Genomic DNA, 17,894 nt, shown 5'->3' on the forward strand with positions numbered 1-17,894 from the left:
CATCAGCTTTTACAGCCCTACTCAACTGTGCGGAGGTGGAACGACGAAATCGAATTCTAACGAATTAACGATTTCTGTCCCACGGCCTTTTTCTTTCATGTTTGCGAGAAAAAAGGATGTTTTTAGTTAGGGATTATGTGGTGTTGGGATAGATTTTAGATCCCTGAAACTACTTTCAGGAGAAACTGTTGCATAAAATTGTTTTGAAACTTCAATCTATTCTAGCACAAGCTATTGAAAGCGCTTTAATAATAAGCTATAATAGTCACATAAACACAAAGGAAAAGAAAAGGAGGAAAGTAGATGCCACAAATTAGTAAAGAAGCCTTGATTGAACAAATCAAAGATGGAATCATCGTTTCTTGTCAGGCACTTCCTCATGAACCGCTCTACACAGAAGCGGGAGGAGTTATCCCCTTGTTGGTGAAAGCAGCTGAACAAGGTGGTGCAGTAGGTATCCGAGCAAACAGTGTTCGAGATATTAAGGAAATTAAAGAAGTCACTAAACTTCCGATTATCGGAATTATTAAACGTGATTATCCACCACAAGAACCATTCATCACAGCGACTATGAGAGAAGTTGATGAATTAGCGGCTCTTGACATTGAGGTGATAGCTCTTGATTGTACCAAACGTGAACGTCATGATGGCTTAGAGATTCAAGAATTTATCCGCCAAATCAAAGAAAAATATCCAAATCAACTCTTGATGGCTGACACAAGTACCTTTGAGGAAGGTCTGACAGCAGTTGAAGCGGGAATTGACTTTGTCGGAACAACCTTGTCAGGTTACACTTCTTACAGTCCAAAAGTGGATGGCCCAGATTTCGGATTAATCAAGAAACTCTGCGACGCAGGGGTGGACGTCATCGCTGAAGGAAAAATTCACACACCAGAACAAGCTAAGCAAATCCTAGGTTACGGGGTGCGAGGTATCGTTGTTGGTGGCGCTATTACTAGACCAAAAGAGATTACGGAACGATTTGTTGCGGGTCTTAAATAACACAATATAAAAAACGAGGAGAGTGGTTGATTAGTAGGAAAAAATGAAAACGTATACAAATTCGACATTACTCATTATCCGTTTCGGATACGCATATCATCATTTAGGAGAATACTAATGAAATTTAGAAAACTAGCTTGTACAGTACTTGCGGGTGCTGCTGTTCTATCTCTTGCTGCTTGTGGCAAATCAGACGCTAAAAAAGATGCTGCAAGTGATGCAGGAAAAACTGAAATCACTTGGTGGGCTTTCCCAGTCTTCACTCAAGAAAAATCTGGTGACGGTGTAGGAACTTATGAAAAATCTATCATCGAAGCTTTCGAAAAAGCAAACCCAGATATCAAAGTTAAACTAGAAACAATCGACTTCAAATCTGGTCCAGAAAAAATCACGACGGCTATTGAAGCTGGAACTGCTCCAGATGTACTTTTCGATGCACCAGGTCGTATCATTAATTACGGTAAAAATGGTAAATTAGCTGAGTTGAATGACCTCTTTACAGATGAATTTGTTAAAGATGTTAACAATGAAAACATCATTCAAGCAAGTAAAGCTGGTGATAAAGCATACATGTACCCAATCAGTTCTGCACCATTCTACATGGCTATGAACAAGAAAATGTTGGAAGATGCTGGTGTAGCTAACCTTGTTAAAGAAGGTTGGACAACAGATGATTTTGAAAAAGTCTTGAAAGCACTTAAAGATAAAGGATACACTCCAGGTTCATTGTTCAGTTCTGGTCAAGGGGGAGACCAAGGAACACGTGCTTTCATCTCTAACCTTTACGGCGGTTCTGTAACAGACAAAGAAGTTACTAAATACACAACCGATGATCCTAAATTCGTCAAAGGTCTTGAAAAAGCAACTAGCTGGATTAAAGATGGTTTGTTGAACAACGGTTCACAATTTGACGGTGGAGCAGACATCCAAAACTTTGCAAACGGTCAAACATCATACACAATCCTTTGGGCACCAGCTCAAAACGGTATCCAAGCTAAACTCTTGGAAGCAAGTAAAGTTGAAGTGGTAGAAGTACCATTCCCATCTGATTCAGGCAAACCAGCTCTTGAGTACCTTGTAAACGGATTTGCAGTATTTAACAACAAAGATGAAAAGAAAGTTGCTGCTGCTAAGAAATTCATCCAATTCATCGCAGATGATAAAGAGTGGGGTCCTAAAGACGTAGTTCGTACAGGTGCCTTCCCAGTTCGTACTTCATTTGGAAAACTTTATGATGATAAACGTATGGAAACTATCAGTGGTTGGACTCAATACTACTCACCATACTACAACACAATCGACGGATTTGCTGAAATGAGAACACTTTGGTTCCCAATGTTGCAAGCTGTATCAAATGGTGACCAAGAACCTGCTGCAGCATTGAAAGCATTCACTGAAAAAGCGAATGAAACAATCAAAAAAGCAGCTAAATAATAAGCCCTAAATAAAAACTGAAATCCCCCCCTTTTCCCTGAGCACAACTGTGCACGAAAAGGGGGACTTTTGTTTGAAATAGAAGCAGCTGACAGGTCAAAATTATAATGAAGTTTTTACATTGACGAATCTTAGAAAAATTTCATTCTGATTTTAGATCAGGGTCAGATAACAGTCAAAAAAACAAAACTATGTGAAAGTGAGGTGCCGACTGTGAAAATCAATAAAATTCGCATGCGGGAAACGATTATTTCCTACGCATTCCTAGCACCAGTATTAATCTTCTTTACCGTCTTCGTTTTAGCTCCAATGATCATGGGCTTCATCACAAGTTTCTTTAACTATTCGATGACAAGCTTTGAGTTTGTTGGCTTGGACAACTACATTCGTATGTTTAAAGACCCTGTCTTTACAAAATCTTTGATTAATACCGTAATCTTGGTTATCGGGTCTGTACCAGTCGTTGTACTCTTCTCGCTCTTTGTAGCATCACAAACTTACCAACAAAATGCCGTTGCTAGATCTTTCTACCGTTTCGTATTCTTCCTTCCTGTTGTAACAGGTAGTGTTGCCGTAACAGTAGTATGGAAATGGATCTATGATCCACTATCAGGTATTTTGAACTTCGTGCTTAAGTCAAGCCATATCATTAGCCAAAACATTTCTTGGTTAGGAGATAAAAACTGGGCTTTGATGGCGATTATGATTATTCTTTTGACAACATCAGTTGGTCAACCAATCATTCTTTACATCGCTGCAATGGGTAATATTGATAACTCTCTTGTTGAAGCGGCGCGTGTCGACGGAGCAACTGAGTTACAAGTTTTCTGGAAGATTAAATGGCCAAGTCTTCTTCCAACAACTCTTTATATCGCAATCATTACAACAATCAACTCATTCCAGTGTTTCGCTTTGATTCAACTTTTGACTTCAGGTGGTCCAAACTACTCAACAAGTACACTTATGTACTACCTTTACGAAAAAGCCTTCCAATTGACTGAGTATGGCTATGCCAATACTATTGGTGTATTCTTGGCAGTTATGATCGCAATTGTCAGCTTTGTTCAATTTAAAGTACTTGGAAACGACGTAGAATATTAATAGAAAGGAGACAGCTATGCAATCTACACAAAAGAAACCTTTAACAGCCTTCACTGTTATTTCAACCATCTTCTTGCTTTTATTGACTGTACTGTTTATCTTTCCATTCTACTGGATTTTGACAGGTGCATTCAAATCACAACCGGATACCATTATGATTCCACCACAATGGTTCCCTAAAGCTCCAACAATGGAGAACTTCCAACAATTGATGGTGCAAAACCCAGCCTTGCAATGGATGTGGAATTCAGTCTTCATTTCATTGGTAACAATGTTCTTGGTTTGTGCAACTTCATCCCTAGCAGGTTATGTATTGGCTAAGAAACGTTTCTATGGACAACGCATTCTCTTCGCTATCTTTATCGCTGCCATGGCTCTTCCAAAACAAGTTGTCCTTGTACCATTGGTACGTATCGTCAACTTCATGGGAATCCATGACACTCTTTGGGCGGTTATCTTGCCTTTGATCGGATGGCCATTTGGGGTCTTCCTCATGAAACAGTTCAGTGAAAACATTCCAACAGAATTGCTAGAATCTGCTAAAATCGATGGATGCGGTGAAATTCGTACTTTCTGGAGCGTAGCCTTCCCAATCGTGAAACCAGGATTTGCAGCTCTTGCAATCTTCACCTTCATCAATACATGGAATGACTACTTTATGCAGTTGGTTATGTTGACATCTCGTAACAACTTGACCATCTCACTTGGGGTTGCGACTATGCAGGCTGAGATGGCAACCAACTATGGTTTGATTATGGCGGGTGCTGCTCTTGCAGCTGTGCCAATCGTAACAGTCTTCTTGGTATTCCAAAAATCATTTACTCAAGGGATTACTATGGGAGCTGTCAAAGGATAGGAAAATACGATTTATCAACCAAACTTGTTGGTTTGGTCAAATTAAATTAAGAAATAATAGAATTATAAGTGTCTACAAAATGGAGAGGAGTTGGTTACTTCATGAAGTTTTGTTAGACACTTATAAACTTACTGGCTAGACATTTTATGTCTGTGATAACAATCAGGTAAAGGAAATTACTATGATTTTTGATGATTTAAAAAATATCACCTTTTATAAAGGAATCCATCCAAATCTGGACAAGGCTATTGATTATCTCTATGAGCATCGTAAAGATACGTTTGAATTGGGTAAATACGATATTGATGGAGATAAGGTCTTCTTAGTTGTGCAGGAAAATGTTCTCAACAAAGAAGAAAATGATCGCTTTGAGCATCATAAAAACTATGCAGACTTGCATTTATTGGTAGATGGTCATGAGTATTCAAGCTATGGTTCTCGTGTTAAGGACGAGGCAGTAGCATTTGATGAAGCTAGTGACATTGGCTTTGTTCATTGTCACGAACAATACCCACTTTTGTTGGGATATCACAATTTTGCAGTCTTCTTCCCAGGAGAACCTCATCAGCCTAACGGTTATGCAGGTATGGAAGATAAAGTTCGCAAATATTTATTTAAAATTTTAATCGATTAGTCAGTTAGGAGGAGAAACAATGGCACATAAAGGATCTGGATTGATAAAAGCGGCATTTGATACGGATAACTTTCTGATGCGTTTTTGCGAGAAAGTCTTAGATATTGTGACGGTTAACCTGCTCTTTGCTGTGTCTTGTTTGCCTATTGTGACTATTGGAGTAGCTAAAATCAGTCTCTATCAGACAATCTTTGAAGTGAAGCGCAGCCGTCGTATTCCTGTTTTCAAAATCTATATTAGAGCCTTTAAGCAAAATTTGAAATTAGGTTTTCAGTTAGGTTTGTTGGAGTTAGGAATATTTCTAATTAGTGTTGTTGATTTATCCCTATTCTGGAGTCAAACTGGTGTTGCCTTTCAGCTCATTAAAGCTATTTGCTTGGGAATTCTGATATTCTTAACCCTAGTTATGTTGGCTAGCTATCCAATTGCTGCACGCTATGAATTAACTTGGAAAGAAGTGCTCCAAAAGGGCTTGCTCTTGGTCAGCTTTAACTTCGCTTGGTTCTTCTTGATGCTGGCGATTATTTTCTTAATCATTATGCTTCTCTATCTATCAGGCTTTACTCTAGTGCTTGGTGGCTCAGCATTTCTACTCTTTGGCTTTGCTCTTCTTGCCTTTTGCCAAGCAGGATTAATGGAAAAATTATTTGCTAAATATCAAGAGAATTGAAAATGATATGAAACTACTTTCAAACAAGAAAAGCTAAGGGAGATGAATAGAAATTAAAATCTAAGTGGCTTATATGTATTGAAAGCGCTTTTTACAAGGTGTATACTAAAATAGTAAAAATCATCTGCTCAAAGCAGAAAAAAGAAATCTTAGGAGAAATCTATGTCAGATTTAAAAAAATATGAAGGTGTCATTCCTGCCTTCTATGCATGTTATGATGATGCGGGTGAAGTTAGCCCAGAACGTACACGTGCTTTGGTTCAATACTTTATTGATAAAGGTGTTCAAGGACTTTATGTCAATGGTTCTTCAGGTGAGTGTATCTACCAAAGTGTAGAAGACCGTAAATTGATCTTAGAAGAAGTTATGGCAGTTGCCAAAGGTAAATTGACCATCATTGCTCACGTGGCTTGCAACAATACCAAAGACAGTATTGAGCTTGCTCGCCATGCAGAAAGTTTGGGAGTAGATGCTATCGCAACAATCCCACCAATTTACTTCCGTTTGCCTGAGTACTCAGTAGCAAAATACTGGAACGACATCAGTGCTGCAGCACCAAATACAGACTATGTTATCTACAACATTCCTCAATTGGCAGGTGTTGCTTTGACTCCAAGTCTTTACACAGAAATGTTGAAAAACCCACGTGTCATTGGTGTTAAAAATTCTTCAATGCCAGTTCAAGATATCCAAACATTCGTTAGCCTTGGTGGCGATGACCATATCGTCTTTAACGGTCCAGACGAACAATTCCTAGGCGGACGTCTCATGGGTGCAAAAGCTGGTATCGGTGGTACTTATGGTGCTATGCCAGAACTCTTCTTGAAACTCAACCAATTGATTGCGGATAAAGACCTAGAAACAGCGCGTGAATTGCAATACGCTATCAACACTATCATCGGTAAATTGACTGCAGCTCATGGGAATATGTACTGTGTGATTAAAGAAGTCTTGAAAATCAATGAAGGACTTAACATCGGATCAGTTCGTTCTCCACTTACACCAGTGACCGAAGAAGATCGTCCAGTTGTAGAAGCAGCTGCTCAATTGATTCGTGAAACTAAGGAGCGTTTCCTCTAATCAATAGGAGGCTTTATGACTAATTACGTTGCAATTGATATTGGTGGAACTAATATCAAATATGGTTTGATTGACCAAGATGGACAACTTGTAGAGTCTCACGAAGTTGCGACTGAGGCTCATAAAGGCGGTCCACATATCTTACAGAAAACAAAAGATATTGTAGCTAGCTATCTAGAAAAAGGTCCAGTGTCAGGCGTCGCCATTTCCTCAGCGGGAATGGTTGACCCTGATAAGGGTGAGATTTTCTATGCTGGTCCACAAATTCCAAATTATGCAGGAACTCAATTTAAAAAGGAAATTGAAGGAAGTTTTGGAATTCCTTGTGAGATTGAGAATGATGTTAACTGTGCAGGGTTAGCAGAAGCTGTTTCTGGATCTGGAAAAGGTGCAGGAATAACGCTATGTTTGACCATCGGAACAGGTATCGGTGGCTGCTTAATCATTGACGGCCAGATTTTCCATGGATTCAGCAATTCAGCCTGTGAAGTTGGCTATATGCATATGCAGGATGGGGCTTTCCAAGATTTAGCATCTACAACTGCCTTGGTCGAGTATGTAGCTAAGTCTCATGGTGAAGAAATTGCCCATTGGAATGGTCGTAGAATTTTCAAGGAAGCTACTGAAGGCAATAAACTCTGCATGGAGGGCATTGACCGTATGGTAGCCTATCTTGGGAAAGGTGTTGCTAACATCTGTTATGTTGCCAATCCAGAGATTGTTATACTAGGTGGTGGTATTATGGGGCAGGAAGCGATTTTGAAACCGAAAATTCGTACAGCTCTGAAAGATGCGCTTGTTCCAAGTTTAGCGGAAAAAACAAGATTAGAGTTTGCGCGTCATCAAAATACTGCAGGTATGCTTGGAGCTTACTATCACTTTAAAACAAAACAATCCTAAGTTGGCCTTGCCAATTTAGGATTTTTTAGCCATGAATAGTAAAAGAATCATTTAGTAAAAATCTAGTTAAAACTTTGAAAACCCTTGCATTTTTTAATATAACATAGTATATTTATAATAATGCGAAAACTCTAGAAAAATTCTTGCTAATGGAAGCATTATTTTATTTTCAAAAAATGTAAGCGATTTCTACACTCTTGTATTTGTTCAAAATAAATAGCTCAGAGTAAGAATTTTAAGCTAGGGAAATCAAACAAAAATTGTCGCCAGATAATACTGGGCTCGGGCAGTAGCTGACTGCTCTAGAAGATTAGGAGTATTTGATGAAACAATATTTTTTAGAAAAAGGTCGAATATTTAGTATTCGTAAACTGACTGTTGGTGTTGCTTCTGTAGCAGTCGGTCTTGCTTTTTTTGCATCTGGTAATGTTGCGGCTAATGAACTCGCGACAGAGCCAAAACTAGAAGTAGAAGGTCAAGCGAAAGAAGTGACAGATGTAGATCGTGAAAAAGTAGAGGCAGTTAAAGAAGAAGTAACTGAAAAAACAGAAGCTGCTGCTGAAAAAGTGGCAGAGGAAGGAAAAACTGCTGAAGTGGCTGGCGATTTACTTCCTGAAGAAATCCCTGACCGTGCTTATCCTGATACACCAGTGAAAAAAGTTGATACATCAGCTATTGTATCAGAAAAAGATAGCCCACAAGTAGAGACTGAAAGCATCTTAAAAGCGAAGAAAGAAACTCCAACTGAAGCTGGAAAAGAAAATAGAGCCATTATCAATGGTGGACAAGACCTTAAACGCATCAATTATGAAGGGCAACCAGCTACATCAGCAGCGATGGTTTATACAACTTTTAGCTCACCTCTGGCAAATGGTGGTAGTCAGCGTTACCTTAACTCGGGATCTGGTATCTTTGTTGCTCCAAATATCATCTTGACAGTAGCTCATAATTTCTTGGTTAAGGATGCAGATACTAATGCTGGCTCTATCCGTGGTGGTGATACGGCTAAGTTCTACTACAATGTAGGTTCAAATACTGCTAAGAATAATTCTTTACCAACTTCAGGAAATACTGTTTTGTTCAAGGAAAAGGATATTCACTTCTGGAATAAAGAAAAATTCGGTGAAGGCTATAAAAATGACCTAGCCTTGGTTGTAGCCCCAGTTCCGCTTTCAATTGCTAGTCCAAATAAGGCTGCTACCTTTACTCCTCTAGCAGAGCATCGAGAATACAAAGCTGGTGAACCTGTTAGCACAATCGGTTACCCTACAGATTCAACATCTCCAGAATTGAAGGAGCCAATTGTTCCAGGTCAATTGTATAAGGCGGACGGTGTCGTTAGAGATACTGAGAAGTACAATGAAAATGGCGCTGTAGGTGTTACCTATCGTTTGACTTCTGTTTCTGGTCTTTCAGGCGGTGGTATCATCAACGGTGATGGTAAGGTTATCGGTATTCACCAACGTGGTACTGTTGACAATATGAACATCGCTGAAAAAGATCGCTTTGGAGGAGGGCTTGTCCTCTCGCCAGAACAATTGGCATGGGTCAAAGAAATCATTGACAAGTACGGTGTTAAAGGTTGGTATCAAGGTGATAATGGCAATCGTTATTACTTCACGCCAGAGGGGAAAATGCTCAGAAATGAGACGGCAGTAATCGGTGAAAACAAATACTCCTTCGATGAAAGCGGTGTTGCAACTCTCCTTGAAGGTGTTGACTATGGACGAGTTGTTGTTGAACACCTAGACCAAAATGATAATCCAGTCAAAGAAAACGATACTTTTGTTGAAAAGACAGAAGTTGGAACTCAGTTTGACTATAACTATAAAACAGAAATTGAGAAGACTGATTTCTACAAGAAGAATAAAGAAAAATATGAGATTGTATCGATTGATGGCAAAGTCGTCAATAAACAGTTGAAAGATGCTTGGGAAGATGATTATAGCGTTGTGAGTAAGGCTCCTGCAGGAACTCGTGTCATCAAGGTGGTTTATAAGGTCAATAAAGGTTCCTTTGATGTTCATTACCGCTTGAAAGGTACAGACCAAGAATTAGCAACTGCAACTGTGGACAATAATGAAGGTAAGGAATACGATGTTTCCTTTGTTCATAGATTCCAAGCCAAAGAAATTGCAGGATATCGTGCAGTCAATGCAAGTCAAGAAGCAACCATCCAACATAAAGGAGTGAACCAAGTTATTTTTGAATACGAAAAAATTGAAGATCCAAAACCAGTAACTCCTGTAACTCCAGTGGTTGATCCAAAAGACGAAGAAACAGAAATTGGAAACTACGGACCACTTCCAAGCAAGGCTCAATTGGACTATCACAAGGAAGAATTGGCAGCCTTCATCCATTATGGTATGAATACGTATACCAACTCTGAGTGGGGGAACGGTAGAGAAAATCCTCAAAACTTTAACCCAACTAACCTTGATACAGACCAGTGGATTAAGACTTTGAAGGATGCTGGATTCAAACGAACAATCATGGTTGTAAAACACCACGACGGTTTTGTGATTTATCCATCTAAATACACAGACCACACGGTAGCTGCAAGTCCATGGAAAGATGGTAAGGGAGACCTTCTCGAAGAAATCTCTAAATCAGCGACTAAGTATGATATGAATATGGGTGTTTACCTATCACCATGGGACGCAAACAACCCTAAATATCATGTTTCAACTGAAAAAGAGTACAACGAATACTATCTCAACCAACTGAAAGAAATCCTTGGCAATCCTAAATACGGAAACAATGGTAAATTTATCGAAGTATGGATGGACGGTGCGCGTGGTAGTGGAGCTCAAAAAGTAACCTACACCTTTGACGAATGGTTCAAGTACATCAAGGAAGCTGAAGGAGATATCGCTATCTTCTCTGCTCAACCAACAAGTGTCCGTTGGATCGGTAATGAACGTGGTATCGCTGGAGATCCAGTTTGGCATAAGGTTAAGAAAGCTAAAATCACTGATGATGTGAAGAATGACTATCTCAACCATGGGGATCCAGAAGGAGATATGTACTCAGTCGGTGAAGCAGACGTTTCTATCCGTTCAGGTTGGTTCTACCATGATAATCAACAACCAAAATCAATCAAAGATTTGATGGATATCTACTTCAAGTCTGTTGGTCGTGGAACGCCACTTCTTCTCAATATTCCACCAAACAAAGAAGGTAAATTCGCAGATGCAGACGTGGCGCGTTTGAAAGAATTCCGCGCAACCTTGGATCAAATGTATGCGACTGACTTTGCCAAGGGAGCAACTGTAACAGCAAGCTCTACCCGTAAGAATCACTTGTATCAAGCGAACAACCTAACAGATGGTAAGGATGATACTAGTTGGGCATTGTCAAATGATGCCAAGACAGGTGAATTTACTGTCGATCTCGGTCAAAAGAGACGCTTTGACGTAGTCGAACTCAAAGAAGATATTGCTAAAGGTCAACGTATCTCTGGATTTAAGGTTGAAGTTGAGCTCAATGGTCGCTGGGTTCCATATGGAGAAGGTTCGACTGTTGGTTATCGTCGTCTCGTCCAAGGTCAACCTGTGGAAGCACAAAAGATTCGTGTGACTATCACGAATTCACAAGCAACTCCTATTTTGACAAACTTCTCTGTTTATAAGACACCAAGTAGCATCGAAAAAACAGATGGCTATCCTCTAGGCTTGGATTACCATTCAAATACAACAGCTGATAAAGCAAATACAACCTGGTATGACGAATCTGAAGGCGTTCGTGGAACATCCATGTGGACCAATCAAAAAGATGCTAGCGTAACCTACCGCTTCAATGGAACTAAGGCTTATGTCGTATCTACAGTGGATCCAAATCACGGTGAAATGTCAGTTTATGTGGATGGTCAAAAGGTTGCAGACGTACAAACTAATAATGCGGCTCGTAAACGTAGCCAGATGGTTTATGAAACAGATGACTTGGCTCCAGGTGAACACACCATCAAACTCGTCAACAAAACTGGCAAAGCTATTGCAACTGAAGGTATCTACACGCTCAATAATGCTGGTAAAGGTATGTTTGAGTTGAAAGAAACTACCTATGAAGTCCAAAAAGGACAACCAGTTACTGTAACCATTAAACGTGTTGGTGGTAGCAAAGGAGCTGCAACAGTCCATGTCGTGACTGAACCAGGAACAGGGGTTCACGGTAAGGTTTATAAGGATACAACAGCTGATTTGACTTTCCAAGAAGGTGAAACAGAAAAGACTTTGACAATTCCAACAATTGACTTTACGGAGCAAGCTGACTCTATCTTTGACTTCAAAGTGAAAATGACGAGTGCTTCAGATGAGGCTTTGCTTGGCTTTGCTTCAGAAGCAACGATTCGAGTGATGAAAGCTGAATTGCTTCAAAAAGATCAAGTCAGTCATGATGATCAGGCCAGTCAACTTGACTATAGTCCAGGTTGGCACCATGAAACCAATTCATCAGGTAAATACCAAAACACTGAGTCTTGGGCGTCATTTGGTCGTTTAACAGAAGAGCAAAAGAAAAATGCTAGTGTAACAGCCTACTTCTACGGTACAGGTTTAGAAATTAAAGGTTTTGTAGACCCAGGTCATGGTATCTACAAGGTGACGTTAGACGGTAGAAGAGTCGAGTATCAAGATGGTCTAGGTAATGCGTCTGAATACAACGGTAAGAAGTACTTCAGTGGTACAGCTGCCACACGTCAAGGTGATCAGACTCTCGTTCGTCTAACAGGACTTGAAGAGGGATGGCATGCTGTAACCTTGCAATTGGATCCAAAACGTAATGATACTACGAAAAATATTGGTATCCAAGTTGACCAGTTTATCACTCATGGAGAAGATAGTGCTCTTTATACCAAAGAAGAGTTGCTTCAAGCCATGAAGAACTGGAAGGATGAGTTGGTTAAGTTTGACCAGACAAGCTTGAAGAATACTCCAGAGGCACGTCAAGCCTTCAAGTCAAACTTGGACAAATTATCTGAGCAACTTTCAGCAAGTGATGCAAATGCACAAGAAGTTCTGAAAACAGCTACAGCCTTGCAAACGATCCTTGATAAGGAAGAAAACTACGGTGTAGAAGAAACCCCAGCCCAACCAGAAGAGCCTAACTATGACAAGGCTATGGCAAGTTTGGCAGAGGCCATTCAAAACAAGAGCAAGGAACTAGGTGATGATAAGGAAGCTAAGAAGAAACTAGTTGAGTTATCAGAGCAAGCTCTTACTGCTATTGAATCAGCCAAGACACAAGATGCAGTAGATAAAGCCTTGCAAGCGGCTCTAACTTCTATCAACCAGCTTCAAGCGACTCCGAAAGAGGATCCAAAACCAGAGGAGCCAGCTCAACCAGAAGAGTCTAAGATTGACTACGATAAGGCTATGGCAAGTTTGGCAGAGGCCATTCAAAACAAGAGCAAGGAACTAGGTGATGATAAGGAAGCTAAGAAGAAACTAGTTGAGTTATCAGAGCAAGCTCTTACTGCTATTGAATCAGCCAAGACACAAGATGCAGTAGATAAAGCCTTGCAAGCAGCTCTAACTTCAATCAACCAACTTCAAGCGACTCCAAAAGAGGAACCAAAACCAGAGGAGCCAGCTCAACCAGAAGAGTCTAAGATTGACTACGATAAGGCTATGGCAAGTTTGGCAGAGGCCATTCAAAACAAGAGCAAGGAACTAGGTAGCGATAAAGAAGCTAAGAAGAGACTAGTTGAGTTATCAGAACACGCCATCGCAGCGATTGAAGCAGCCAAGACACAGGATGCAGTAGACAAAGCCTTGCAAGAAGCTCTAACTTCTATCAACCAACTTCAAGCGACTCCGAAAGAGGATCCGAAACCAGAGCAGCCAGCCCAACCAGAAGAGCCTAAGATTGACTACGACAAGGCTATGGCAAGTTTGGCAGAGGCTATTCAAAACAAGAGCAAGGAACTAGGTGACGATAAGGAAGCTAAGAAGAAACTAGTTGAGTTGTCAGAGCAAGCTCTCGCAGCGATCGAAGCAGCCAAGACACAAGATGCAGTAGATAAAGCCTTACAAGCAGCTCTAACTTCAATCAACCAACTTCAAGCTGCTCCGAAAGAGGAAGTGAAACATTCAACAGTTCCAACTGAAGGAGATAAGGTCTTAGTTCAAACGCAACCAAGTTTTGAAGTAACGACAGAACCAATCGCCTTTAATACTGTTCGTCGTGAGAATGCCTTCCTAGCTAAAGGTAAGGAACAAGTTGTTTCAGATGGTAAAGCAGGTCAAATAACGACTTATGTAGAAGTAGATGGAGATACACGTAAGACAGTTAAGGTTGAACGTGAAGACGCACAAGATCGTGTCATCGAAGTTGGTACTTATGAAGGGACATCTGAGCCAGCTGAAGGCGTTAAAGAATTGAGCTTTACTCAACCAAGTCTTGAAGTGGTAGAAGAAGCCATCAACTTCAAGACAGTTAAACAAGAAGATCCAACTCTGCCAGAAGGTGAAACTCGTGTAACTCAGGTAGGTCGCGCAGGCAAGGAACGTATCTTAACAGAAGTAGCACCAGATGGAAGCCGTATTGAAAAACTGCGTGAAGTTGTTGAAGTGGCGCAAGATGAGATTGTGCTAGTCGGAACTAAGAAAGAAGAATCAGGTAAAACAGAGGCAGCTATCCATGAAGTACCAGAGTTCACAGGTGGCGTAAATGGTTTGGAAGCAGCTATCCATGAAGTACCAGAGTTTACTGGTGGTGTAAATGGTTTGGAAGCAGCTATCCATGAAGTACCAGAGTTTACTGGTAGTGTGAATGGCTCTGAAGCAGCTGTCCACAGAGTTCCAAACTTTGAAGGAGGAGTTCCTGGTGGACAAGCACCTATTCATCAAGTACCTGGATTTGCTGGAGGTGTAAATGGTTTGGAAGCAGCTATCCATGAAGTCACTACACACAAGGATGAGCAGTCACATGTGGTTCAAGCTATATCACAAGATAAGACTTATCAAGCACCTGCAAATCGTCAACATAGTCTCCCTGAAACAGGCGCTAAAGAAACGGCTACTCTCGCAAGCTTGGGCGCTGTAGGAGCACTTCTTGGTCTAGCTGCAATGGGAAAGAAAAAAGAAGACGAATAGAATCTGTCTAACTCAAGAAATACTGTTGAGGAAGTATAGATTTTGTGGAAATTATTGCAGAATATTAGCATTATTTAAACAAACTGCTGTAATAACTGTCCAAACTTTAGAGATTGAAAATAATAACTAATCTCAATTATAAAAAGCGAACAAAATGAGTTTTCTGAGAGTCAGAATTCCGTCTTGTTCGCTTTTTTGTCTCTTCGTCAATTGTGGTGAGCTAGAATTTAGTCAAGGTTGAGAGTGCTAGGTATTTGCTTCTTAGGGATGTAGCCAAGTTTTACAAGGATGTAAATCTTTAGACGGCCTAGACTCAAGTAGCTACCTCTCAAGAGTGAACAAACTATTCACAGGCTGATAGTTATGCATGTTTAAGCTTTTATAATAGATTCTAGAAGGCTTGGATTGCGTTTTCTACTATACTATCCAGTTCGATTTTTGCAGTTCAGGTTTATGCTTGGTACAGTATGGGACAAGTGTTTAGAAGAGTGATTATCCTTGTACACAAGTGTCCACTTTTACAATTTTTCATGACTTTAAAAAGTTAGTATTTTATAGCTTTTGTGCTGAACTTCTCCGTTTTATAGTATTTAAGTGGTTTAAGGTCAAATTGCTTGCTTTTGTCTACTAATCATGTATAATGGGGGTGGATAATAATAAAAAAAAGGAGACTGCAATGTTTTTTAAACGTTCAAACGGTGAATTCCGTGAAACCGATCGAGTGACTCGGTTCAAATTAATTAAGTCGGGTAAGAATTGGTTGCGTGCATCTACTTCGAACTTTGGGCTTCTAAAAGTGATTCGTGGTCAAGTCGAAGAGACTATTGTAGCCGAAGTGCATGAAGATGCGGTGTCAGAAAAGGGACTGACAAGTCGAGGATTCTTAAAAGGGATTGTCGTGGCCGCAGCTGTTCTTAGTGCGACATCGCTTGTACATACTGGTCATGCAGATGAACTAGGAAAAGATGCAACAACTGCATCAGCTTTGGTTAGTGCACCTGCAGTTACAACAGAGTCAGAATCATTGAGTGAGCAAGGTTCTACGGACCAATCAGCAACTCTAAATGAATCTGCTACTGAAACAAAAGAAGATACAGTAGTTTCATCTGAACTAGTTGCAGATGCTCCTGTGTCTGAAGACAAAGCAATCTTGGAACAAAATGCTTCTGAAGCAGCTTTGTTGATTAACATCGCTGAAAAATACGCATCAAACCATCAAGATGCAGATCAAAAAGCAGCGATCCATGCGGCTGTTGCTAACCTTCAATCAGAATTGTCTGCAAGCACTAGTTTGGCCAATGCAACTGCTCAAGCTTATGCAGATCAACGTGCACGTTTGAGCAAGTCAGTGGATGAGCTGATGGCAGTCTTAACAGTGGCAGGTTTTGAAGGAAATACTACTGTTAACGGATCACCAGCAGTCTCTGCACAGTTGGATGCTATTTCAACGTCAACTACTCTTACTGCGCCATCTGTTGTAGAAAAAATGGATCAACCAAATGGTGCTTCAATTGAAGATCCAGCCTTGGACAATCCAAACTACAAATTGGATCCCAATGAAGAACGCTATACCTATTCAATCTGGGATCTTCAAAACTGGGCAGGTCCTGCAAATCAAGGTGGTGTTACCTATAACAATGGTGGTTACTATGTAACATTCTCAGTTGATCGTTCAACTGTAGGAACTACAACTACTCCAGTTGTTCATGCCCGTTTGGTAGAAAAAGCTACGGGTAAAGAAGTAGAAACTTTGGATATGACTGCCAAGTCAACTTACCAATTTAAGACTTTGGTGCAAGAAAATCCTACTTATGCACCTCAATTTGACTATACTACTGGAGAAGTTTCGCAAATTCTAGGAACATGGACTAATAACCGTGATGCTGGTCCAACTTCTGATGACAAATATAAGCACCATATTCTTCAAATTCGTGACACAACAAAACCAGGAAATGTTGGGGACACAAAGCCAAATGTTCAAACAGTCGTTCCAACTGAAAAAGTAACGCATACAACTCACTATAAAGTTGAGGGTACAGATGAGGAATTGGCTTCATACGCTCAAACGGGTATTGAGAGTCAAACTTATCATGCCTCTAATCCGCGTACATTTGAAGGCTACGAGTTTACCCGTACTCAATCAGAAAAAGACATGACTGGATCACTCGGTGGTGTTGGAGCTAAGTACCTGGAACTCCAAGGTGGGCGCGCTCACTACTATGTGAAACGTATTGTAGAACAAGTAGATAAAGATGGTACATCTGTTGTTAAATTGTATGCTTTAGATCCTTCGAAGGTGTCATCATATAGCCCGGCAACTGATGTAAATAATCTTAATTTAGATAACTATACATTGTTGTATACCTCAGATCCTGTTAAACCAGGAGGTAAGCCAACACCTGCTGGAACAAAAGATGCCTTAAATGATCTGGGATATGTTGACAGTAAGGATGGGCAATACCATCTTCGTGTACAAACATATACGGATAGTGGAAATGGGAATGTGCGTTTGAGTGGTTGGTACAATAAGGCTACTGGGGATGCCTTTACAGCCTCACCACAATTCTCAACAGATGTCGATCCGGTTCGAAACAACACTTCCAACATCATTGGTGGGAATACACCGGGAGATAAAGCTTCAGGCTATCCATCATTCTTCAACAACTACTCGCTTCCTTCTGTTAAACAAATTTCTACCGATGTAACTCACTACTACCGTAAAACAGATGCTACAGGTAATGTTTACGTGCATTATCAAGATACAGAAGGTAAGACTATTAAGCCAGATGTAACCGATGAAAAAGATCAACCAGTTAATAAGGCCTACGATACAGTTGTAGACAATCGTCCGAACGAGATTACATTCGAAGGTAAGACTTACGAGTTAGTCCCAGCTGGTAACTACACAGTAGGTGAAGTTGATGACCAAGGACATCTTACATCATCAGACCCAACAACAGGTGTAGTTGCTAAAGAGGATAAGAATGTAACTTACATCTACAAACTTAAAGAAGGTGAAGTTGTTATCACTTATGTGGATGAGAAGGGTAAAGAGATTCAAAAACCTCGTCAAGACACACCAAACTCACCATATGACACACCATATGACACTACTGAGGAAGG

Annotated in this window: 10 protein-coding genes; all 10 read left to right on the top strand. The window is 40.3% G+C overall.

Features of this window, described 5'->3' with window-relative positions; all coding sequences use genetic code 11:
* Window positions 1–303 precede the first annotated feature (303 nt).
* Window positions 304–1,002, top strand: coding sequence for an N-acetylmannosamine-6-phosphate 2-epimerase (locus K1I67_RS03660; RefSeq protein WP_223338807.1), 699 nt, complete (start codon window positions 304–306; stop codon window positions 1,000–1,002).
* Window positions 1,003–1,119: 117 nt separating this feature from the next.
* On the top strand, window positions 1,120–2,436 hold the full coding sequence (locus tag K1I67_RS03665; protein WP_223338808.1) for an ABC transporter substrate-binding protein: 1,317 nt from the start codon (window positions 1,120–1,122) through the stop codon (window positions 2,434–2,436).
* A 234-nt stretch (window positions 2,437–2,670) separates the two neighbouring features.
* Window positions 2,671–3,537, top strand: a complete 867-nt coding sequence (locus tag K1I67_RS03670) for a carbohydrate ABC transporter permease (protein ID WP_223338818.1) — start codon at window positions 2,671–2,673, stop codon at window positions 3,535–3,537.
* Window positions 3,538–3,553: 16 nt separating this feature from the next.
* Window positions 3,554–4,393, top strand: a complete 840-nt coding sequence (locus K1I67_RS03675; RefSeq protein WP_004250812.1) for a carbohydrate ABC transporter permease — start codon at window positions 3,554–3,556, stop codon at window positions 4,391–4,393.
* Window positions 4,394–4,574: 181 nt separating this feature from the next.
* Window positions 4,575–5,027, top strand: coding sequence for a YhcH/YjgK/YiaL family protein (locus K1I67_RS03680; protein WP_223338810.1), 453 nt, complete (start codon window positions 4,575–4,577; stop codon window positions 5,025–5,027).
* Between the two features lie 19 nt (window positions 5,028–5,046).
* A complete protein-coding gene (locus K1I67_RS03685; RefSeq protein ID WP_223338811.1) occupies window positions 5,047–5,697 on the top strand; it encodes a YesL family protein in 651 nt (216 codons plus the stop codon).
* A 162-nt stretch (window positions 5,698–5,859) separates the two neighbouring features.
* Window positions 5,860–6,777: a dihydrodipicolinate synthase family protein gene (locus tag K1I67_RS03690; protein ID WP_223338812.1), complete on the top strand. Its 918-nt coding sequence runs from the start codon at window positions 5,860–5,862 to the stop codon at window positions 6,775–6,777.
* A 15-nt stretch (window positions 6,778–6,792) separates the two neighbouring features.
* A complete protein-coding gene (locus K1I67_RS03695) occupies window positions 6,793–7,677 on the top strand; it encodes an ROK family protein (protein WP_223338813.1) in 885 nt (294 codons plus the stop codon).
* A 323-nt stretch (window positions 7,678–8,000) separates the two neighbouring features.
* A complete protein-coding gene (locus K1I67_RS03700; RefSeq protein ID WP_223338814.1) occupies window positions 8,001–14,771 on the top strand; it encodes an SIALI-17 repeat-containing surface protein in 6,771 nt (2,256 codons plus the stop codon).
* Between the two features lie 676 nt (window positions 14,772–15,447).
* Window positions 15,448–17,894, top strand: a 2,447-nt coding sequence (locus tag K1I67_RS03705) for an accessory Sec-dependent serine-rich glycoprotein adhesin (protein ID WP_223338816.1), incomplete at its 3' end; no start/stop codon positions are given.

Origin of the sequence: Streptococcus infantis (genome assembly GCF_019929575.1) — a bacterium.
In the GTDB taxonomy this organism is placed as follows: Bacteria; Bacillota; Bacilli; order Lactobacillales; family Streptococcaceae; genus Streptococcus; species Streptococcus infantis_L.

Coding starts and splice junctions, on each gene's coding strand:
- K1I67_RS03660 (WP_223338807.1), top strand. CDS start 304: ATGCCACAAATTAGTAAAGAAGCCTTGATTGAACAAATCAAAGATGGA.
- K1I67_RS03665 (WP_223338808.1), top strand. CDS start 1,120: ATGAAATTTAGAAAACTAGCTTGTACAGTACTTGCGGGTGCTGCTGTT.
- K1I67_RS03670 (WP_223338818.1), top strand. CDS start 2,671: ATGCGGGAAACGATTATTTCCTACGCATTCCTAGCACCAGTATTAATC.
- K1I67_RS03675 (WP_004250812.1), top strand. CDS start 3,554: ATGCAATCTACACAAAAGAAACCTTTAACAGCCTTCACTGTTATTTCA.
- K1I67_RS03680 (WP_223338810.1), top strand. CDS start 4,575: ATGATTTTTGATGATTTAAAAAATATCACCTTTTATAAAGGAATCCAT.
- K1I67_RS03685 (WP_223338811.1), top strand. CDS start 5,047: ATGGCACATAAAGGATCTGGATTGATAAAAGCGGCATTTGATACGGAT.
- K1I67_RS03690 (WP_223338812.1), top strand. CDS start 5,860: ATGTCAGATTTAAAAAAATATGAAGGTGTCATTCCTGCCTTCTATGCA.
- K1I67_RS03695 (WP_223338813.1), top strand. CDS start 6,793: ATGACTAATTACGTTGCAATTGATATTGGTGGAACTAATATCAAATAT.
- K1I67_RS03700 (WP_223338814.1), top strand. CDS start 8,001: ATGAAACAATATTTTTTAGAAAAAGGTCGAATATTTAGTATTCGTAAA.